This window comes from uncultured Sneathiella sp. (genome assembly GCF_963973085.1).
Classification (GTDB): Bacteria; Pseudomonadota; Alphaproteobacteria; order Sneathiellales; family Sneathiellaceae; genus Sneathiella.
In genome coordinates this window covers 80,198-101,133 of record NZ_CAXAXA010000006.1, presented here as the reverse complement: position 1 = coordinate 101,133, position 20,936 = coordinate 80,198, and the positions used below count along the sequence as shown (strand labels likewise).

Genomic DNA, 20,936 nt, shown 5'->3' with positions numbered 1-20,936 from the left:
AGCCAAAATTAAACTTGATACTTAATTATGACAGTCAGTATTTGGTATACTTTTCCAGTACGCTATTCCGGATATTCAGAAATCGGAATTATATGTTTGTTTATTTAAATTTAAATAAAATTCGCAGCCTCGGGCCGCTCTTCTCCTTCACATCATCCCAGCAGAAGAAATTTACTTCCGGCGTCCGTCAGCGTATTATGACGCCGCTTCATTTCAAAAATAGATAAGAACAAAAAGGAAATCAAATGCAGCGCGAATTATTCAGTGAAGAACATGAGCTTTTCCGGGCCTCTGCCCGCCGCTTTGTCGAGGAGCGGGTCGTCCCCTTCCATGCGCAGTGGGAAAAGGACGGACAGGTCAGCCGCGAGGTCTGGCGCGAGGCGGGCGAAGGGGGCTTTCTCTGCACCTCCGTGCCGGAGGAATATGGCGGGGTCGGCGGTGACTTCCTGTTCGGCGCGATCTTTCTGGAAGAACTCGCGCGCGCCGGGACCAGCGGCCCCTCCTTCCATCTGCATTCCGAAATCGTCGCCCCCTATATCACCGCCTATGGCACGGAAGAGCAGAAGAAACACTGGCTTCCCAAGCTGGTGAAGGGCGAGGCCATCGCCGCCGTCGCCATGTCTGAGCCCGGCGCGGGATCGGATTTGCAGAATATCCGCACCACCGCCATTGCCGATGGCGACGATTATGTGATCAACGGCCAGAAAGTCTTTATCAGCAACGGGCAGCTCGCCGACCTCATCGTTGTGGCCTGCAAGACGGACCCGAGCGCGGGCGGCAAAGGTGTCTCCCTCATGCTGGTCGAGGGCGACCGGGAGGGCTTTTCCCGCGGCCGCAACCTGGAAAAAGCCGGATACAAGGCGCAGGATACGTCGGAGCTGTTCTTTAACGATGTCCGGGTGCCGAAATCGAACCTGCTCGGTGAGGAGGGGCGCGGCTTCAGGCAGCTTATGCAGCAGCTGCCGCAGGAACGGCTCGTGATCGCCGTCCGCTCCGCCACCAGTATCGAGGCGGCGCTCGACTGGACGGTCGAGTATACGAAGGAGCGCAAGGCGTTCGGCCAGAGCGTCGCCGATTTCCAGAATACCCGTTTCAAGCTGGCCGAGATCAAGGCCAAGGCAGTGATGATGCGCGCCTTTGTCGACCGCTGCGTTGCCGCGCATCTGAAGGGCGAGCTGGATTCGGTCACCGCCGCCATGGCGAAGATGCAATCGACGGAAATCCTCTGGGAAGTCCTCGATGACTGCGTGCAGCTACATGGCGGCTACGGCTATATGTGGGAATATCCCGTCTGCCGCGCCTGGGCCGACAACCGCATGGCCCGTATCGCCGGTGGCACGACCGAGATCATGAAAGAGATCATCAGCCGCGATTTACTGAAGGACTAGATTTTTTTGGGGCTGCCGGGTCCCCCTCTCCTCTTTTGGATATTTCATCCTCTGAACTTGATCATTTAAATAACACGTTATATATTATGTTATATAAATGACAGCGGGAGGCATCATGGTTGAAGATTTTGTCCGCCATAAAGGGTATCTCACCCTCGGCACAAGGCTGAAACGGATCGGCGATCTGTTGCAGGCGGAGGTTCAGCAGCTTCTCGATAGCGAGGGTGTCGCCATCCAGACCGGGCAGTATCCGCTGATTGCGGCCCTTGACGAGTTCGGGCCGCTGACCGTTGGCGAGCTCGCCGAAGCCCTCGGCGTCAGCCAGCCCGGCATCACCCGGAGTGTCGGCCAGCTTGTGAAACAGGGAGTCGTAATAGTGGCGCGCGGAGAGAAGGACCAGCGCACGAAGGTCGTCACCCTCGCCCCGGCGGGGCAGGCGGTGGTCGATCGTGGCAAACGGGATCTGTGGCTGGTGATTGACGGCAGCCTCGCCGATATCTGCGGAAAGGACGCGACGCCGCTGCTGGATGAGCTCGACCGATTGGAGACGGCGCTTGCCGAAAAATCCCTCTACCGGCGTATGCGGGAGACGGCTGATGACTGAGCATATTCTCGACCGGCCGATCTGGAACAGCCTGACCACCGCCCATGCCCGTTTTGCTACCGGTGACGGCAACGCTCGCCGCTTTAAGAAAAATATCAGCATCTTCGCAGGACAGAAGGATGAGAGCGCGGAAAGTTTGGATGCCCTCGCCCGGCTTGTGCCGCCGGACGGCAACCTCTTCCTGATCCAGGTGGCGCCGGTGGTGCTGCCCGATGGTGTCCGCTCCGCCATGAGCGGCGAAGGATGCCAGATGCTGCTGGAGACGCTGAACGCGTCCAAAACAAAAGCCCATCATATCGAGCGGCTCGGCGCGGCGGATGCGAAAGAAATGTATGACCTTGCCATGCTGACCAAGCCCGGCCCCTATCTCATGGATACGCGCCTGCTTGGCGATTTCTGGGGGGTCAAGGAGGACGGCAAGCTTATCGCCATGGCCGGGGAGCGTTTCCGCCATGAGGATTTTGCGGAGATCAGCGGCGTCTGCACCCATCCCGATCATCTCGGACGCGGTCTCGCCCATGAACTCTGCGTTCATGTGGCGGAGCAGATTCTCGCCCGCGGGGAGCATCCCTATCTGCAGGTGTTCGCCACCAACACCCGCGCCATCCGGGTCTATGAAAACCTCGGTTTCCGGACGCGGGCGCAGGTCAATGCGGTGATGCTGGAGCGGGCCTGAATTTTTCGCCGCCCTCTTGCCCTTTCTCGCCCTCTATATTATCTAGGGGGCGAGAGGGACGACCCTTTCCGCTGGATTTTTTCCGGGACGACCCGGCCATTATGAGGAGACAGGAAATGGCCTGGTTTTATCTCGTTGCGGCGGGACTTCTTGAAATTGTTTGGGCTTACTCAATGAAACAGTCTGCGGGCTTTTCGCGCCTGACGCCCAGTATCATTACCCTCGTTACCATGACCGCGAGCTTCGGCCTGCTGGCCCTCGCCATGCGCTCCCTGCCCCTCGGTACCAGCTATATGGTCTGGACCGGGATCGGCGCCATCGGCGCGTTCCTTGTCGGCATTTTCGTGCTGGGGGAGCTGATCACCCCGATGCGAACGGCGGCGGCCCTGCTCATCGTCTCCGGTCTTGTCCTGATGCAGCTTTCCAGCAATGCCTAGCGGTCTCAAGCCTCCCGGCCCCTACGACCCGCCGCCGATGAAGGCCGAGGATATCCTGTTCGAGGATGAGCATCTGCTGGCGCTGAACAAGCCGAGCGGGCTGCTTTCCGTGCCGGGGCGCGGCGATGACCTGATCGACTGCGCCGAAGCACGGGCGAAGGCGCGGGATCGCAACGCGCGGACGGTGCATCGGCTCGACATGAGCACGTCTGGCCTGTTGCTGTTTGGCAAGGGCGCGGAGGTTCACCGTCGCCTGAGCGCAATGTTCGCGGCGCGCGCCATCGAGAAACGCTATCTCGCCTGGGTCAACGGAGAGGTCGGCGAAGACGAGGGAGAAATCGACCTTCCGCTCATTGTCGACTGGCCAAACCGCCCCCGGCAGAAGGTCGATCCGATGAATGGCAAGCCCTCCCTCACCCGCTGGCGGGTATTGGAGCGGCGGGACGCGGCAACCCTGCTGGCGCTCTCTCCCGAAACCGGCCGCACCCATCAGCTGCGCCTGCATTGCGCCGCCATCGGCCATCCCATTCTCGGTGATCGTATTTACGCGGACAAGGCGGCATTTCTTCGGGCCGACAGGTTGCAATTGCACGCGGAGCGGCTCTGGTTTCGCCATCCGATGACGGATGTGGAACTCACCTTGACCGCGCCCGCCGATCTTGCGGGTCCGGATGACCCGGCGGCGGCCTGAAAAATCGGTCTTGAATTCCTGCCCCCCTCGGTCATACTGCGGTATTGTCCCGATATCTCGAGAATGAGGGAGACGACATATGGAAACGGAAACCACCACTGCCGCCGCCGACCCTGCCCCCGGCTTTGCCAAGAACCCGGCCTATAAAATCACGCTGGAGCGTCCGACACGGGAATATGTCGCGACGCTACAGGGGGAGGAAATCGCCCGCAGCCGCAATGTCATCCTGCTGAAGGAAAACGACTATCCGCCCATTGTCTATTTCCCGCCGAAGGATGTCCGCCGTGATCAGGCGACCATGACCGAGAAGGACACCTATTGCCCCTATAAAGGCATCGCCAGCTACTGGAGTTTCGGGCGCGAGAAGAATATCGCCTGGTCCTATGAGGAACCGTTCCGTGAAATGCTGGACATCAAGGGCTATGTCGCCTTCTATACCGACCGGCTGGACGATCCGCTGAGTTAGGCGCGTCCGTTACCACTCATTCAATAACAAGAAAAGAACAGCCATGAGTCAGGTCAAGAACATCCTCTTCATCATGTGTGACCAGCTGCGCGCGGATTACCTCCGCTGCACCGGCCATCCGACGATCAAGACCCCGCATATCGACGCGCTCGCCAATGACGGCGCCGTTTTCACGCATGCTTTCTGTCAGGCGCCAGTCTGCGGTTCGTCGCGGATGTCTTTTTATACGGGGCGCTATGTGCAGTCCCACGGGGCAACCTATAACGGCGTCCCGCTCCGCATCGGGGAGCAGACCCTCGGCGATCATATGCGCGATCTCGGCGTGACAACGGGGCTGATCGGCAAGACCCATATGGCGGCGGACCGGGAGGGGATGAAGCGCCTCGGCCTCAGCCGCGAGACGATCGAGGGGACCCGCGCCGCCGAATGCGGGTTTGAGCCGTGGGAGCGTGATGACGGCCTGCATCCCGACGGCGGCACCGATCCAAACCTCGCCTATAATGTATATCTCCGCGAGCAGGGCTATGAGGGCGATAACCCCTGGCACACTCATGCCAATTCCGGTCTCGATGAGAATGGCGAGGTGGCGAGCGGCTGGCTGCTCCGTAACGCCCATCTGCCCGCTCGCGTCAAGGCGGAGCATTCGGAAACCGCCTATATGACCGATCGCGCCATGGCGAAAATTTCCAATCTTGGCGACACGCCCTGGTGCCTGCATTTGAGTTACATCAAGCCGCACTGGCCCTATATCGTGCCTGCTCCCTATCACAATATGTATTCGGAGAAGGATGTGATCGTCGCCAATCGCGGGGAGAAGGAGCGAGAGGATCCGCATCCGGTGGTCAAAGCCTTCATGGGCCATGAGGAAAGCCGCAATTTCTCGGATGAGGAAAAGCGCCGCCATGTGATCCCGGCCTATATGGGGCTGATCACGGAGATTGACGATAATATCGGCCGGCTGATGGCGTTCCTTAATAAAGAGGGGCGGCTGGCGGATACGCTGATCGTCCTGACCAGCGACCATGGGGATTATCTCGGCGATCACTGGCTCGGGGAGAAAGAACTCTTTCATGAGGAGAGCGTGCGCATCCCGCTCATCGTCCGACATCCGGGCGAAGAATGTAACCGTACCCGTGGCAGCCAGATCAATGCCCTGACCGAGGCTATTGACCTGATCCCGACTTTTGTCGAGGCCTTGGGCGGGGACGCAAAGCCCCATGTGCTGGAGGGGAAATCCTTCCTGCCGTTGCTCAAAGGCGGCAACCCGTCGGAATGGCGCGACATGGTGGTGAGCGAGGTGGACTATGCCTGGCGGGGGGCACGGCTAGCGCTCAAGCTCAAGCCGGATGAAACCCGTGGCTACATGCTACGGACGGAACGCTGGAAATATATCTCCTATGACAATTTCCGCCCGCAGCTTTTCGATCTGGTGAAGGACCCGAACGAGCTGATCGACCTCGGCACAAGTGACCTGCATGAAGAAATCCGCGCGCAGATGGAGGACACCCTGAACCAGTGGCTGCGCCAGCGGCGTAATCGCACCACCGTCGCTTTGGACGAGATCGAGAAGAAGACCGATAACGCCAGGGTTCGCGGCATCATTTTTGGCGAGTGGTAATTTTCGCAGAGAAGCCATTGCCGCTTGTCTAAGGGCGCAATAGGATGGATATTGACGGTCAACCCGGCAGCAACCGGGAAACAGGGATATGGCAACATTCTTCAAGAGCGGGATCAGCGGTGGCCTTCCATGACAAAATCCGATGACACACCGGTCTATCTGGCGGCGGACTGTGGCGGCAGCAACTGCCGCGTGCGGCTTTATGATGAGGACGGCAACCGGCTTGCCGAGGGTTTCGGCGGGCCGTCAAATGCGGCGCTCGGCCTGGATGTCGCCTTAAGCGAGATTTTCCGGGCCACGCGGGAAGCGCTTGGCACGCTCGACGGGGAGGCTATTCCCCTCTCCCGCCTGCATGCCGGCTTTGCCATGGCAGGCCTGATCGAAGCCGACCGACGCTATGAATTCACTCAAATCCCCCACCCCTTCGCCTCGATGACAGCGGAGACAGACGCTTTCGTCGCCCAGCTCGGGTGCTTTGCCGGTGGTGACGGCGGTTTGCTGATTACGGGAACCGGCTCCTGCGCCTTCGCCTCGGTAGGGCCAGACAAATACTACATCGGCGGTTGGGGTTTTGGTGTCTCGGATCAGGGATCGGGCGCGCGCCTTGGCCATCTTGCGGTGCGCCGGGCGCTTCAGGCCTATGATGAAATCCTGCCCCCCTCGCCCTTCTGCGAAGAGATCATGGCGAGAGTCGGCGACACCCCGGCGGAGGTGTCGAGCTGGGCCCTGACGGCGCAACCCGTTGATTACGCGGCCCTGACCCCAATTGCCTTTGACTATGCGGCCCGGGAGGATGAAGTCGCCGTCTATCTGGTCAAGGAGATCGCAGAGGAAGTGGAACAGTTGATCCGCGCCCTCCTCAAGCGCGGCGTCAGCGGCATCCGCCATATCGGCGGCCTTGCCGACCCGATCCGTCCGTGGCTTGATGATAGCTACCAAAGCTATTTCGTCACGGCTGAGGGCGATGTGTTCGACGGCGCGCTGCGCCTGATCAACAACCGCACCGGCTTGATTAACAAATCCGGCAAGGGGCGATGATGAAAAAGGCGCTGATCAATGCTCGCCTGCTGCTGGAGGGCGACTGGCGGACCGGGCAGGCCCTGCTGATCGATGGGGAGACTATCGCGGGAATATGTCCGGAAGTGGATGTCCCGGATGTTTACGCGCGGGAGGATATGGGCGGCGGATATCTGGTGCCCGGTTTCATCGATGTGCAGGCCAATGGCGGTGGCGGTGTTCTGCTGAACGATGCAAAGGACCTTACCGATCTTGAACGGATAGCGAGGGCGCACCGGGCATTCGGCACAACCGCCCTGCTCCCGACCCTGATCACCACCTCCTGGACACGAATGCAGGAGGTGGCGGCCTTGATCCGGGCGGCGATTGCAGAAAAGATGCCGGGGATTGCCGGAATTCACTTTGAAGGTCCCTATCTGAACAGCGCCCGCAAGGGCGTTCATAACGCAGCGCATATCCGCGCCATGGACGATGGGTTTATGGAGCTTGTGGGCGCCGGTGACCTTGGGAGTGTCGTCGTCACCCTCGCCCCGGAAATGGTTGAGCCGGCGCGGATTGCGCGGCTGGTCGAGGCGGGCGTGATCGTCTCCGCCGGGCACAGCACGGCGGGATATGAAGAGATGAAGGCGGCGATTGCGGCGGGGCTTTCCGGCGTCACCCATCTTTATAATGCCATGCCACCGATGGAAAGCCGCGCGCCGGGCCTGATCGGCGCGGCACTCAATTCCCCGGAATGTTACTGTGGCTTCATCAATGACGGCCATCATGTGCATCCGGCAACGCTGAAGGCGGCGATTGCCGCCAAGGGACCAGCCCGCACGATGCTGGTGACCGATGCGATGGCAACCGTCGGTACGGAGATGACAAACTTCCAGCTTGGTAATCAGGCTATCCGCGCGGCGGGCGGACGGCTGACCACGCAGGACGGCACCCTCGCCGGTTCAATCCTTGATATGGCGTCGGCGGTCCGCAATGCGGTCGCCTTGCTGGACCAGCCCTTGGAGACGGCCATCGAGATGGCGAGCGGCGTACCCGCGGCCTTTCTCGGGCAAGCGGCGCAGCGCGGGAAAATCGCACCGGGCCTCGCCGCCGATCTTGTGCTGCTGGACGATGAGATAAAGGTGAAAAGAAGCTGGATTGCGGGCCGCGAATAACGCCGTTATTTGTTTGACGGGGGCGATCGCAGCCCGTAAAAACCATGCCAGCAAAGAACAAACAATTCTGGCCCAACGGGAGGAAATTTCCATGATTTCGATGACAAGACGGTCCTTGCATAAAACGGTTCTGGGGGGCCTCGCGGCGCTGATGACCCTCACTGGCAGCGCGGTCACCGCGGTTGCCGCGGACAAGATTACGGTCGGCGCGCTTCGCTTCACGTCCCACGCGCCGAGTTTCGTCGCGTTCGAGAAGGGATATTTCACCGATGAGGGACTGGAAGTCGAGTTCAAATTCTTCCAGGCCGCACAGCCGATGGCCGTCGCCATCGCCTCCGGTGATGTGGATTTCGGCATCACCGCGATTTCCGGCGGGCTGATCAATTTGGCTGAAAAAGGCGCCATTAAAGTGATCGGCGGTGCCCTGCAGGAAGAGCCCGGCATTGACGGCCAGATCATCCTCGTCTCCAAGGCCGCCTATGACGATGGTGTGACGAGCCCCGCGCAATTGAAAGGCCGCAGCTTCGGGATTACGCAGGCTGGTTCCTCCTTCCATTACATGGCGTCCAAGATCGCCGAAAAAGAAGGCTTTTCAACATCAGACATGAAGCTCGTCCCGCTGCAGAAGGTCGGCGCAATCATCGGCGCCCTCAAATCCGGTCAGGTCGATAGCTGGTCCATCGTCCCCCATATTGCCAAGGCAATTTCCGCCGGACCAGAGATCATGCAGATCGGCATGGTCGCGGATTATATCCCCGACTATCAGGTGACAACGGTCTTCACCTCCACCGAGATTGCGGAAAACAAGCCGGATCTGGTGACGCGCTTCCTGGCCGCTTTCTCCAAGGGCGCCGATGATTTCAACGCCGCCCTTGTCGACAAGACCGAGGGCGAAGAGGGCTCGGTGGCCATGGTGGAACTGATCCATAAATATGTCTATGCAGACCGGCCGTTTGAAAAGGCGGCACCGTCCATCCGCAATGGCGCCATGCGCATCAACAAGAATGCCGCGCTCAACCTCACCAATGTGACGGACCAACTGGACTGGTTCAAATCGGAAGGGCTGGTCAAGGACAGCATCGCCATCGAAACATTGGTCAATACCGACTACGTCGAGACGTTCTAAGCGAGACCATGGACCTCAGCCTTCGCCATATCTCCCATCGTTATGACGAGATTGAGGTCCTTCGCGACATCAACCTGGAGATTGACCAGGGCCAGATCGTCTGCATCATCGGCCCATCCGGTTGCGGTAAATCCACCCTGCTCCGGATGATCGGCGGGCTGGAGCGACCGACAAACGGCGAGGTGCTGCAAGTCGGCACACCGCCGGACGGCTGCCTCAACCCCCTCACCTATATCTTTCAGGATTTCGCCCTGCTCCCCTGGCGCACGGTCGAGGGAAATGTCAGCCTCGTGCTGGAGGATCACTCGCTTGATGGCGCGGCGCGCGAAGAAATCATCACCGATGTGCTCGCCCGCACAAAACTCAGCGATTTCAGAAAAGCCTATCCCCGGCAGCTGTCCGGTGGCATGAAGCAGCGCGTCGCCATTGCCCGTGCGCTCAGCGTCCGGCCCGCCGTCCTGCTGATGGATGAGCCCTTGTCGGCGCTTGATAGCCAGACGCGGGAATTGCTCATGGATGACCTGGTGGAGCTGTGGGAGAAGGAACATTACACCGCCGCTTACGTCACCCATAACCTCGCCGAAGCGGTACGGCTCGGCCACAAGATCGTCGTCCTCTCGCGCCGGCCCGGTGAAATCCGTGATATCGTCGAGATCGATATGCCGCTCAGCGCCCGAACCGGCGAGAATGCGGAACTGGACGCCATCCAGAAGCGGCTCTGGACCCTGATGCGCGATGAGGCCCGTGCCGCGGATATGGAGCTGCTGAATGAGTGACAAGGCGACCGATACCTCCGAGGCGGGCAAGCCGGTTCCCTTTCGCGGCGGCGGCTTCCTGCCGAAATCGCGGCGGATCATCGCGCCCATCGTCTTTATTGTTCTCATCGGCCTGTGGGAGATTGGCACCCGAACCGGCATCATCAGCCCGTTGATCCTGCCCGCCCCGTCGGAGGCGTTCACCGCCTTCATGGACCTGGTGAACTCGGGCCTGCTGTGGCAGCATCTCGCGGCCTCCCTGCAACGGCTGCTGATCGGCTGGTTTTCCGGCACAATGCTCGGGATACTCGTCGGCACGCTGATCGGGCTGTTCTCGGTGGCGCGCTCCAGCCTGCAGCCATTGGTCTCGGCCATCTTCCCGATCCCGAAAATCGCGTTGCTGCCGCTCTTTATCATCTGGTTTGGGATTGGTGAGGGATCAAAGGTCGCGACGATCCTGTTCGGCACCTTCTTCCCGACCGTCATCGCCACCTATGGCGGGATCGACAATGTCGATCGCGGCCTGATCCGCATGGGGCAGTCCTTCGGTCTTTCGCGCCTCTCGATCATAACCAAGATCATCCTGCCGGGTGCCCTGCCCGCGATTCTTTCGGGCGCGCGCATTTCGGCAGCCATCGCGATTATCCTGCTGGTGGCGGCGGAAATGATCGCGGCGGAGTATGGCATCGGCGCCTATATCCTGCTGGCGGGCAGCCTGATGGCGACGGACCAGCTGATCGCCGGGGTTGCCATCCTGTCCTGCCTCGGACTCGTTTTTGCCTGGATTATCGGCAAGGCGGAGAAATACTTCCTAAAATGGCGGGCGTGAGCCCGGCGCCCTTTTTCTAAAATGAACAAATTGACTTAAATACGCGCGGCTGTCCCGGGATTAACCATTTTGCAACCATCCCGGTGGCAATATGGCCCCATTATGACATCCGTCCTGCAGTATAAAGCGCGTCCGACGCCGCTCCGCAAGAAGCAATCGCTGACCGAGATGGCCTATTCGGCGATCAAGGCAGAGATCAATGCCGGTAAAATCGCGCTCGACAGCTTTATCGATATCCCGGAGATCGAGCGGCAGCTCAATATGAGCCGCACCCCGATCCGCGAGGCGATGCTGCGCCTGCAGACGGAAAAGGTGGTGGAGATCGTGCCCAAGCGCGGCATCCGCATCCTCGCCCTCACGGTGAAGGAACTGACCGAATTTTATCAGGTTGTGACCGGACTTGAGCTGCAGGCGATTGGCAATATCTGCGCCCGCGGATTAACACGGACCGATATCATGCCGCTGCTTTATGCCCTCTCCGGCGAGGAGAACGCGCTGCGCAGCAGTAATGATGAAGGCTGGGCGGATGCGGACGAGAAATTTCATCGCAGCCTGTTTGTCCTGAACGGTAACAGCAAACTCATGGAAACCGGCCTGTCCTTTCGCGATGTCATCCAACGGGCGAATTTCAATGCGCTCCGTCATCTCGAACTGACCGATAAGGAACGCTGCCTGCGCGATCATAACGCGGTGAAGGAGCTGATGCTGACTGGAGATGAAGATGGCGCCCGGGCCAGCTACCTCGCGCATAGTAACTGGCTCCGGACACTGATCGCCGAGACGCTTGAGCAAAAAGATGTAAACCGCCTCTAGTCCTCAGGCGCTTCTTTTCAGGCGGATTCCGATTGTATTGACACCACATTTACCCCCTGCTGCATCATCGGAATGCGAACCACGAAATCCGATCCGATCCCGGCATAGGAAGTGCAGATAATCTCGCCGCCGAGATTGCGCAGTGTTTCCTGTACGGAATAGAGCCCGATACCGAGGCCACCGCACATCTGAGCGGCATTCTTCATCCGCACGCCGCGTTCGAAAATGCGCGGAATGTCTTCTTCCTCGATGCCGATGCCCGTATCCTCGATCTTGAGAACCAGTTGTTCGCCCTCAAGGGAAGTGGTCATCTTGATGGCGCCGTCGGGCTTGGTATAGTTGACCGCGTTGCTCAGCAGGTTATCGAGAATACGCTGAAGCTGCGCCGGGAAATCAACTTCCCGCCCCTCCGGCACATTATTAACCCAGTTGAACATCAGATTCTTCTCGCGGACCGGCTTTTCAAGTTTTTCAAGCGCGGTGGAAACTGTACCATTGAATTTCTGCGAGACCGGACCGTCCAGATTGACCGCCAGCCGCCCTTCCGTCACCGGGTTGGACAGTGATATAAAATCAGTCACGTGGGATTTCAGCGCCTCTGCGATCTCGCGGGCGCGGTCGATGAAGCCTTTTTCATCCTTGCCGACATGCCGGGCAAATTCGGCCACCAGATCGTTGAATTTCTGGATCTCCCGGCGGATCGACAGGCTGCCGTCGATGGTATCGTTGGCCAGTTTGTGCTCCGCCTCGAACAGGATACGCTCGCGCAGTTTAAGCTCGGAACTCTGGTCGAACAGCGCAACAATCCGCATGGTGCCGTCCCGGTTGGCCGAGAAATCGGCGCGAACAGGAATTTTCCGGCCGCTTTGCAGTTCAATATTCGTGCGCACCCGCCGCGCTCGGCCGCTTTCCAGTGATTGCATATCGCTCGGCGGTAAATCCGCCTCGATAATCTGCGAGAGTGACGCGCCGACAAGATTGCCGGGCTTGGTCTCCAGCAGTTGGGCGGCAGCGCGGTTACAATGACGGATGATCTTGTCGGAGCCCGCGACGAGGAACGGCACTGTCGAATAATCAAGGAAGCTCTCCAGCAGGGATTTCGTCGTCGATTGCTGCTGTATTGCCTGCCGCTTCAGATATTCAAAGCGCAAGCCCATCACCACGGCGACAACCAGCAGCAAGCCGATGGCAACCAACGTTGTATAAAGCGATTGCAGGTTCTCGTTATCCTTTTCCATTGCATTGAGGACGAGGGTCCGGATCCGGTCCTTTTCCTCCTCATACATGGTGAGAATTTCCCGGAAGGCAGCGAAAGCGGCCTCGTCATTGATGGAGATGGTGCTGTCGATCTCGGCGATGGATTTTCCTTCCTCGCGGAGCTGGTCAATCCGGTTGATGCTGACGAAATAGTCGCGCAGGGTCGCATCGATTGCCGCAATCTGTTCTTGGGCGGCGTCCCCGAAATGGGCGCGAATTATTTCCATTTCCTCGCGGGCATGTTCAAACTCGACAAAGAAATCCGCCTTGTCTTTCTGATCACCTCTCAGGAGATAATCCTTAAAGTTGTGGATCATCCCGTGGAAGCCGACAAGGCTCATGACCTGTTCACTGTTGTCCGTGGTTTCGCTGAAATGCTGATCGGCCTCCATCCACTGAGCCGGCGCATTCACGGAATAAACCTGATAGGTCCAGAAAAACAGCAGCGCAAAAAGCGAGGCAAGAAATGCCAGTATAACCCCGAAATTCTTATGAAAATTTTCTACCACGAGAATTCACCTCTACATCGATACTCTGTACAAAACGATGGATACAATGGTCCTGTAGATAATTTCTCAGGGAAGTCTTAATATTTCGTTAAGATCGGAGGGAGGGGGGTATAGATTTTGCCGGGGAGGTCAAAATCTGTGTCTTTTAGATATCATTTTGGTAAAAATTTATCCAATTTTATAATTATCTAATACAATCATGGCGAAACTATGATTGAATCATGTCATTGCTAATTTTTTGCCGATTCAGACCAGTTCCGTCGTTATTTTCACCTCCGAATGGAGGGTTTTATGCACCGGGCACATGTCGGCAATCTCCAACAGCCGGTCGCGCTGTTCCTCCGTAAGATCGCCGGAAAATTCTATTTCCCGCGTAATCAGATCGATTTTCCCCTTCTTGCTCTCGCAATCCGCGCAGTCCTCGGCATGAATTTTGGAATGCTTGAGTCGGACTGCCACATGCTCCAGCGGCCATTTCTTGCGGTCGGCATACATCCGGATGGTCATCGAGGTGCAGGCGCCAAGGGCAGAGACAAGAAGATCATAGGGGCTCGGCCCCAAGTTCAGGCCACCCACGGAAAAGGGTTCATCCGCCAGCAGGGCATGGCCGTTGCTCTCAACCTGTTGCAGGAACTTGCCGGCGCCCGTTTCACTGACCAATGTCTCCCCCTCGCCCGCTTTCAGCTTCGTCGTCGTGGTCTTTTCGGTAAGGTCGGGAATATAGCGCTTGGCCCAGCTGCTGATCACATCGGCGACATAGGCCGCATCGTCGCGGCGGCTCAGGAGGTGGTCCGCCCCGTCGAGGGTGATAAAGCTTTTCGGATGCTTTGCCGCGATAAAGATATTGGTCGCATTGTTGATGCCGACCACCTCGTCCAGCGGCGCATGGAATACCAGCAGTGCCTTGCGCAGTGCCTTGATCCGTTCGGCCTGCTGTTGATCCTCGATATCGTCAAGGAACTGGCGGCTTACCTTGAAGGGCCGCCCGCCGATTTTTACCTGTACCGTGCCCTCCTCGCGGATTTTTTCATGCTGATCGACGAAATGCTGACCGGCATGGGCCGGATCGAAGGGCGCGCCGATGGTCGCAACGGCCTTCGCATCGGGAATTTTCTCTGCCGCCGCCAGCACGGCCGCGCCGCCAAGGCTGTGGCCGATCAGCAGGCGGGGCGCGGCATAATTGTCTTTCAGGTAATTCGCCGCATGGACCAGATCGGTGATGTTGGAGGTGAAGTTGGTGTTCTCAAACTCCCCGTCGCTCTGGCCGAGGCCGGTAAAATCAAAGCGCAGCGTCGCAATGCCGAGCCCGGCAAGCGCCGAGGAGACCCGCGCCGCAGCAAACACGTCCTTGGAGCAGGTAAAACAATGGGCAAAGAGGGCGTAGGTCAGCGGCGCCCCCGTCGGCAGATCGAGCCTTGCCGCCAGTTTTCCGCCCTCTCCGTCAAATGTAACTTTTTCTGACCGCATTGACTGTCTCTCCTGCTGCTGACTGAAGGATAGGGGTTCTTCCGCTATAGTAACCGGAGGGCCCTAGTATCAACAGAGGAATATTGGAGAAAGTCAGCTTTCGTCGCTGGTGATCAGAGACCGGAGGGCATCATCAATGGCCGCAGAGACATCAATTGCATCTATTGCACCCATATCTGAAGAGAGCGGTGCGGTATTCCCGGACATCCAGGCGGGTTTGCTATAATCCTGGACATCGATCTCCGAATAGCGCTGCACCTGAATCGTGTCGAACAGCAGATCGAGATCGAGCTGGCTTTCGGCAAGCTCGGGAAGCATTCCTTCAAGCTCGCCCGCCCCGACTGGCGCGTGGGTCGTCGCTTCCGCCGCCTCGACAATGGCGGAGACATCGAAATTATCGTCAACATAGACGGTGTCCGCTGCGGGCGTTTCAAAATTGTCTTCGACCGCCGCCGTCTCGATCACGAACTCCTCTCCCGTCTCGCCGAGCATGGGGGTGAAGTCGTTAATGATTTCCCGTGTCGATGGGTCATGGGAAAGGCCCGTGAAGAAGAGCAGGTCACTCTCGTCTTCCGTAAACAGAATTTCCTGTTCTGGCGTTTCTTTCGACATCCGGTCTTCCAAATTACGGGCCGGGTGTATCCATGATACGTTGTTCCGGCGGCATTAGTATTCTTGATAATAGTGCAACCGAAAAGATCCCGCATACCCCATTTAGGGGATATATTGAATTAATTCATATAGATAAAATTATATTAAAATCAAATCATTACCCGGTAATTATTGATTCTTTTATTAATTGAGGATTTCGCGGTTTCGATCTTCCATTTTTACCCTCCGCGCGGCATTTTATGTGTTGTGTGGATGAAAAAATACTCACCATTGTATCCCAATGCCCCCTGCGCCGCCGGGCCCGTAACCGCTTTATTTTTCAGGAAACAGAGGCAGCGGACTTACTTGCCGCCTGGAACGATACCAAATATTAACGCCTGATTAACCTATCTTAACAACCGTTTTTTAAGAACTCTTGTTGATCATTCGGAATTCTCGATTTAGATTACTTATCCGATGAGGTGTATTGTGAGCTATTTTCCGGATTCCGTTGCCACGATGAAAGCAACAAAAGCAGTAAAATCTGTACTTCATGTTGGCGTTATGGCGACAGTTATGTCCCTCGCCGTCTCCTCTTTCGCCCCCGTTGCCCAAGCCAATGACGATCCGGATTATTTCCGTGTCAAGATGGACCCGGGCGGCACCCTGAATGTCCGCAAGGACCCCTCCCTCAAGGCCAAGAAGGTTGGTGCCCTGCAGGCGGAGACAAACGGGATTGTCAATCTCGGCTGTCATATCGGGATGCCTTATCTGGAATGGCGCACGTCGACCACTGCCATCCGCAAGGTGGAAACCCGCCGCAAATGGTGCAATATCGAATATAACGGCATGACCGGCTGGACTGCTGGCCAGTATCTCGAAGCCGACCTGCCCGAATAATTATTCCAGCAAGATCAGCGCGGCCGCCTGCATCACAAACAGGTACCGCGCTGCCTTGCCGAGGGTCACCATCAACAGAAAAAAGCCGAAATGCACCCGCATGGCTCCGGCGACGATGGTAAGCGGGTCCCCGAAAAACGGCACCCAGGCCAGCAGCAGCGTCCATTTCCCGTATTTATCGAACCAACCCACCGCCCGGTCATACTGTGCCTCCTTGATGGGAAACCACTTCCTGTCCTTGAAATTCGTGAAAAACCGCCCGAGGAACCAGTTGAGGACGGACCCCAGAACATTCCCAAGCGTTGCCACGACAATCAACAAGGCGGGTACCCCCGCCCCCTCGTTCATCATCACTGCCAGCGCGGCTTCTGACGTGCCGGGCAGGATCGTCGCCGAGACAAAGGCACTGAAAAACAGGCTCACATAGGCTGTAAGATCGCTCATCCGGCGGCTGTCACTATTTGGCGGGTTGGCGCTGCGCCGTCAGATGCTTACGCGATTCATCGGACCATTTCCCGGTCGGCTTGCCGAACTCCCGCCCGACCTCATAGCCGCGCCGGAGCGCCGGACGGGCTTTCAGATTGTCATACCAGCGGCGGATATTGGGAAACTCGCCAAGGTCAATCTCCTGGCGCTTATAGGTGATGATCCAAGGCCAACAGGCCATATCAGCGATCGAATAGTCGCCGCAGATAAAGTCCCGCCCCTCCAGACGTTTGTTCAGCACTTCGAAAAGCCGGAGCGCCTCGGTCGAGTAGCGTTCCTGCGCATAGGGAATTTTTTCCGGCGCGTAGAACTTGAAATGCCCGTTCTGTCCAAGCATCGGGCCGAGGCCGCCCATCTGCCACATCAGCCATTCGATAACCTCCTTACGGCCGCGAACATCGGCAGGCATGAACTGGCCGGTCTTCTCGGCAAGATAAATCAGGATGGCGCCGGTCTCGAATACCGAGATCGGATCGCCGCCGTCCGCCGGGTCCTGGTCGATGATCGCGGGCATGCGATTGTTCGGGCTGATTTTCAGGAAATCCGGCTCGAACTGCTCCCCCTTGCCGATATTGACCGGAATCACCCGGTATTCGAGGCCCATTTCCTCAAGCGCGATGGAAATTTTCCATCCGTTCGGCGTCGGCCAGTAATAAAGATCAATCATCCGCCTATTTCCCACCGATCTTTGCTTCGATGAGCGGGAAGCGGTCATTCCCGAAATACATGTCGCCGCCATCGAGGAACATGGTCGGCGTGCCGTAGCCACCGCGCTCGATCACCTCGGTCGTATTGTCTTTCAGCATGTCCTTATAGACGGGATCGTTGATCTTCTCGAAAAACTCCGCCTTATCGAGCCCGACATCCGCCACAATCCCCTCCAGCACGTCCGTTTGCGAAATATCGCCGCCCTCACTCCAGTACCGTTCGAACACCCGGCGGGCATAGGGCACGATGCAGCCTTTCTCGATCGCAACAAAGGCGCCGCGCATGGCTTTCACGCTGTTGACCGGGAAGACAGGAAGCTCGGACATGTGAATGATCTTGATGCCGACAAATTCCGCCCAGTCCTGAAGATCTTTCTTGGCATAGCGCTGCTTCGGGATCACCGGATTTTCCCGCGACGCATAGACCGATGGATTGACCGTGTTGAAGACACCGCCCACGAGAAACGGGTGGTAGCTGATTTCAAGGTCGGGATGGCGGGCTGCCATTTGTTGCAGGGATTCAAAGCCGAGATATGTCCAGGGGCTGGAGCAATCAAAGAAAAATTCGAGTTTATGCATCGGGTCAGGTCCTTCTGGTTATTTTTTTACCTGTTGCGTCGTCTCCTTAACATAGTAACATTATTGGGAAAAAAACAAGTTTCAGAAAAAGGAAAAGAGTTCATGCAGACACGACCACTTGGGAAAAACGGACCGCAGATTGGCGCGGTCGGACTTGGATGCATGAGTTTTGCAGGCTTTTACGGCAAGACGGACATTGCCGAGAGCCACGCCACCCTTGCCCGCGCAAAAGACCTTGGCGTTGATTTTCTCGACACCAGCAATGTTTACGGCGCCGGCAAGTCGGAGGAGATTATCGGGTCCTTCATCAAGGATCATCCGAACTTCTTCAAGATCGCGACCAAGGCCGGGATCAAGCGGCTTCCCGGCGCGACGGAGCGGACATTCGATAATAGTGAGGCTTACTTGCGCGGAGAACTGGAAGGCTCGCTCAAGCGCCTCGGCGTGGATTATGTCGATCTCTATTATATCCACCGCCGCGATCCCTCCATCGAGATTGAGGAAGTGACGGAAACTTTGGTCAAGTTCAAGCAGGAAGGCAAGATCGGCGGCTTCGGTTACTCTGAAATTTCGCCCGGTTCGCTCCGCCGCGCCCAGATGGTGCATCCGGTCATGGCGGTGCAGAATGAATACTCCCTCTGGACCCGCCTGCCCGAGCTTGGCATGGTGCAGCTCTGCGCCGAGCTGGGCGTGACATTCGTGCCCTTCTCTCCGGTCGGACGCGGTGTCTTCAGTAAGGTGATGCCCGATCCTGCGACCTTCGCCGAGACGGATTTCCGCAAACACAACCCCCGCTTTGTCGAGCCGAATTTCTCCCTCAATGTGAAGGCGCTCGCTATCTTTAATGATTATGCCGCTGATCTCGGGGTGTCACCGGCAACCCTCGCCATTGCCTGGATCCTCGCGCAGCCGGGCGATATGGTGCCGATCCCGGGCACCCGGACGGCGGCGCACCTTACGGAATGCGCGGCGGCGGCGGACCTTAACCTGACGGCGGATCAACTGGCCGAGATTGAGAAGATATTGCCTGTCGGCTTCGCCTTTGGATCGCGTTATACCCATAACCAGATGTGGGGCACGGAAAGTTATTGCTGAGACCGCGGCTCCCGGTGTAAAAGGCGTGACGTTTTACGAGGGGATAAAAAGTGGAAACTCAAAACCGGCATATCGTCCTGCTATGCTTTCTCGCTATATTTATCGGCGTGATCGGCGGGATTGGCGCCTGGGTCTTCCGCCTGCTGATCGCATTTTTCCACAACATCCTGTTTCTCGGGCAGTTCAGCCTGCATTATGACGCCAATCTCCACACGCCGACAAATGTCTGGGGCGCCGGGATCATCCTGGTGCCGGTCATTGGCGCTGTGGGCGTCGCCTGGCTGGTGAAAACCTTCGCGCCGGAGGCCAAGGGCCATGGCGTGCCGGAAGTAATGGACGCGATCTATTATAACGAAGGCCGCATCCGCCCCGTGGTCGTGATCGTCAAGTCCCTCGCCTCCGCGCTTTCCATCGGCAGCGGCGGCGCCATCGGGCGGGAGGGGCCGATCATCCAGATTGGGGCGACCTTCGGCTCGGTCATGGGCAGCTGGGTCGCCATGCCGACGCGCCAGCGGGTCATCCTGATGGCGGCGGGCGCCGGGGCCGGTATTGCAGCCACCTTCAACGCCCCTCTTGGCGGGATCCTGTTCGCGGTCGAGCTGTTGCTGGTCTCGGTCAGCGCGCAGAGCATTTTTCTTGTTGCCACCTCGACCATCATGGCGACCTATATCGGCCGCCAGCTTCTCGGCACCAGCCCGAGCTTCGATGTGCCCGCACTGCAGATCCCGGCATTCGGGGTCGGTGATAACTGGGGCCTGATCCTGTTCCTGCCCTTCGGGCTGCTCTGCGGTGTCGCGGGAACGGTGTTCGTACGGGCGATCTATTGGGCGGAGGACAAGTTTGACGCGATGCCCGGCAACTATTACAGCCGCCACATGCTCGGCATGGGGATTGTCGGGGTGATGATCTACCTGATGCAGCTTTATGCCGGACATTTCTATGTCCAGGGCGTCGGCTATGCGACGATTCTCGATGTGCTGGTGGGCGCACTGTCGGACCCGTGGTTCCTGCTGCTCCTGTTCGCGCTCAAGATGATTGCAACCTGCCTGACGCTTGGCTCCGGCGCGTCCGGCGGCGTCTTCTCGCCCTCCCTCTTCATGGGGGCGACGTTGGGGGCCGCGTTCGGCAGCATTATGCATATGATCTTTCCGGGGTTGGAGGTTGGTATTCCGGTTTTCGCCATTGCGGGTATGGCAGCCATGATCGGCTCGACCACCGGTGCGGTTTTCACCAGCGTTGTGATGCTGGCGGAGATGACCGGCGATTATGATACGGTGCTGCCGACGGTGCTGACGACGGTCGTTGCCTATGCGGTGCGGCGGAAACTCTCCCCGGCCAGCATCTATACCCTGAAGCTGAACCGGCGCGGCCATTCGGTTCCGGAGGGCCTGAATTCCGCCGTGCTCGCCGCGCGGCGTATCCAGGACGTCATGACCCGGAACTTCAGTATCCTAAACGAGGGCGATCCCCTGCCCGACACGCCCGGCATCGTCATCTGGAGCGCCAACGGCAATGTCATGAGGACCGAGCAACGCTTTGTCGAGCGGAACAATCCCGAGGCCGCCCTGTCCGTTGGTACGCCGGTGAATTACGCTTTCATCGCCGAGGATGCGAGCCTGATCGAGGCCTTGCAGACTCTGGAGCAGCAGGGCGCCGATGTGGCGCTTGTCTCCACCGCGCCGCAGGCAAAGGCCACCGCGGATATTGTTGGTGTCGTAACGGAGACGGAACTCTCGCAAGCCCTCAAGAATGCGGCGGCGCTTCAGTAACT

Annotated in this window: 22 protein-coding genes; 16 read left to right on the top strand and 6 right to left on the bottom strand. The window is 58.1% G+C overall.

The window, feature by feature from the left end; translation table 11 throughout:
* The first annotated feature begins 245 nt into the window (after positions 1-245).
* From AACZ19_RS14810 to AACZ19_RS14750, 13 genes are all read left to right on the top strand, one after another.
* Complete coding sequence (locus tag AACZ19_RS14810) at positions 246-1,388, top strand: acyl-CoA dehydrogenase family protein (protein WP_339635252.1); 1,143 nt, start codon at positions 246-248, stop codon at positions 1,386-1,388.
* 115 nt (positions 1,389-1,503) lie between these two features.
* Positions 1,504-1,992, top strand: a complete 489-nt coding sequence (locus AACZ19_RS14805) for a MarR family transcriptional regulator (protein WP_339635251.1) — start codon at positions 1,504-1,506, stop codon at positions 1,990-1,992.
* Positions 1,985-2,668 (top strand): GNAT family N-acetyltransferase, encoded by a 684-nt coding sequence (locus AACZ19_RS14800; RefSeq protein ID WP_339635250.1) that lies wholly within the window; start codon positions 1,985-1,987, stop codon positions 2,666-2,668. The genes AACZ19_RS14805 and AACZ19_RS14800 overlap by 8 nt, the downstream gene beginning before the upstream one ends.
* Positions 2,669-2,784: 116 nt before the next feature.
* On the top strand, positions 2,785-3,105 hold the full coding sequence (locus tag AACZ19_RS14795) for an SMR family transporter (RefSeq protein ID WP_339635249.1): 321 nt from the start codon (positions 2,785-2,787) through the stop codon (positions 3,103-3,105).
* Positions 3,098-3,796, top strand: coding sequence for an RluA family pseudouridine synthase (locus tag AACZ19_RS14790; protein ID WP_339635248.1), 699 nt, complete (start codon positions 3,098-3,100; stop codon positions 3,794-3,796). The genes AACZ19_RS14795 and AACZ19_RS14790 overlap by 8 nt, the downstream gene beginning before the upstream one ends.
* Positions 3,797-3,875: 79 nt before the next feature.
* Positions 3,876-4,262 carry a DUF427 domain-containing protein gene (locus tag AACZ19_RS14785; RefSeq protein WP_339635247.1) on the top strand — a complete coding sequence of 129 codons (387 nt, stop codon included), beginning with the start codon at positions 3,876-3,878 and terminating at the stop codon, positions 4,260-4,262.
* Between the two features lie 43 nt (positions 4,263-4,305).
* The gene (locus AACZ19_RS14780; protein ID WP_339635246.1) at positions 4,306-5,880 is read left to right on the top strand and encodes a sulfatase-like hydrolase/transferase; all 1,575 of its coding nucleotides are present in this window, start codon (positions 4,306-4,308) and stop codon (positions 5,878-5,880) included.
* Positions 5,881-6,009: 129 nt separating this feature from the next.
* Positions 6,010-6,918 carry a BadF/BadG/BcrA/BcrD ATPase family protein gene (locus AACZ19_RS14775; RefSeq protein WP_339635245.1) on the top strand — a complete coding sequence of 303 codons (909 nt, stop codon included), beginning with the start codon at positions 6,010-6,012 and terminating at the stop codon, positions 6,916-6,918.
* Positions 6,915-8,051: an N-acetylglucosamine-6-phosphate deacetylase gene (nagA, locus tag AACZ19_RS14770; protein WP_339635244.1), complete on the top strand. Its 1,137-nt coding sequence runs from the start codon at positions 6,915-6,917 to the stop codon at positions 8,049-8,051. The genes AACZ19_RS14775 and nagA overlap by 4 nt, the downstream gene beginning before the upstream one ends.
* A 91-nt stretch (positions 8,052-8,142) precedes the next feature.
* Positions 8,143-9,177 (top strand): ABC transporter substrate-binding protein, encoded by a 1,035-nt coding sequence (locus AACZ19_RS14765; protein ID WP_339635243.1) that lies wholly within the window; start codon positions 8,143-8,145, stop codon positions 9,175-9,177.
* 8 nt (positions 9,178-9,185) lie between these two features.
* Entirely contained in the window at positions 9,186-9,953 is a 768-nt protein-coding gene (locus AACZ19_RS14760) for an ABC transporter ATP-binding protein (RefSeq protein WP_339635242.1), read from the top strand.
* Positions 9,946-10,761, top strand: a complete 816-nt coding sequence (locus tag AACZ19_RS14755) for an ABC transporter permease (protein ID WP_339635241.1) — start codon at positions 9,946-9,948, stop codon at positions 10,759-10,761. Before AACZ19_RS14760 ends, AACZ19_RS14755 begins: the two co-directional genes overlap by 8 nt.
* A 102-nt stretch (positions 10,762-10,863) precedes the next feature.
* Positions 10,864-11,574 carry a GntR family transcriptional regulator gene (locus AACZ19_RS14750; protein WP_339635240.1) on the top strand — a complete coding sequence of 237 codons (711 nt, stop codon included), beginning with the start codon at positions 10,864-10,866 and terminating at the stop codon, positions 11,572-11,574.
* A gap of 17 nt (positions 11,575-11,591) precedes the next feature.
* On the opposite strand, the gene AACZ19_RS14745 is transcribed toward AACZ19_RS14750, so the two are convergent.
* From AACZ19_RS14745 to AACZ19_RS14735, 3 genes are all read right to left on the bottom strand, one after another.
* Complete coding sequence (locus AACZ19_RS14745; protein WP_339635239.1) at positions 11,592-13,340, bottom strand: ATP-binding protein; 1,749 nt, start codon at positions 13,338-13,340, stop codon at positions 11,592-11,594.
* Between the two features lie 246 nt (positions 13,341-13,586).
* Complete coding sequence (locus AACZ19_RS14740; protein WP_339635238.1) at positions 13,587-14,807, bottom strand: alpha/beta fold hydrolase; 1,221 nt, start codon at positions 14,805-14,807, stop codon at positions 13,587-13,589.
* 93 nt (positions 14,808-14,900) lie between these two features.
* Positions 14,901-15,419, bottom strand: a complete 519-nt coding sequence (locus AACZ19_RS14735; protein ID WP_339635237.1) for a hypothetical protein — start codon at positions 15,417-15,419, stop codon at positions 14,901-14,903.
* A 468-nt stretch (positions 15,420-15,887) separates the two neighbouring features.
* Between AACZ19_RS14735 and AACZ19_RS14730 the strand changes: the two genes are divergently transcribed.
* Positions 15,888-16,298 carry a hypothetical protein gene (locus AACZ19_RS14730; protein WP_339635236.1) on the top strand — a complete coding sequence of 137 codons (411 nt, stop codon included), beginning with the start codon at positions 15,888-15,890 and terminating at the stop codon, positions 16,296-16,298.
* Here the strand turns inward: AACZ19_RS14730 and AACZ19_RS14725 are convergent, their stop codons facing one another.
* From AACZ19_RS14725 to AACZ19_RS14715, 3 genes are read right to left on the bottom strand one after another with little or no spacing between them, the layout of a single operon-like run.
* On the bottom strand, positions 16,299-16,742 hold the full coding sequence (locus tag AACZ19_RS14725) for a YqaA family protein (RefSeq protein WP_339635235.1): 444 nt from the start codon (positions 16,740-16,742) through the stop codon (positions 16,299-16,301).
* A 13-nt stretch (positions 16,743-16,755) separates the two neighbouring features.
* Entirely contained in the window at positions 16,756-17,451 is a 696-nt protein-coding gene (locus tag AACZ19_RS14720) for a glutathione S-transferase N-terminal domain-containing protein (protein ID WP_339635234.1), read from the bottom strand.
* Between the two features lie 4 nt (positions 17,452-17,455).
* On the bottom strand, positions 17,456-18,070 hold the full coding sequence (locus AACZ19_RS14715; protein ID WP_339635233.1) for a 2-hydroxychromene-2-carboxylate isomerase: 615 nt from the start codon (positions 18,068-18,070) through the stop codon (positions 17,456-17,458).
* A 102-nt stretch (positions 18,071-18,172) separates the two neighbouring features.
* On the opposite strand from AACZ19_RS14715, the gene AACZ19_RS14710 reads away from it, so the two are divergent.
* Entirely contained in the window at positions 18,173-19,165 is a 993-nt protein-coding gene (locus tag AACZ19_RS14710) for an aldo/keto reductase (protein WP_339635232.1), read from the top strand.
* A gap of 50 nt (positions 19,166-19,215) precedes the next feature.
* On the top strand, positions 19,216-20,934 hold the full coding sequence (locus AACZ19_RS14705; RefSeq protein WP_339635231.1) for a chloride channel protein: 1,719 nt from the start codon (positions 19,216-19,218) through the stop codon (positions 20,932-20,934).
* The last annotated feature ends 2 nt before the right edge of the window (positions 20,935-20,936 follow it).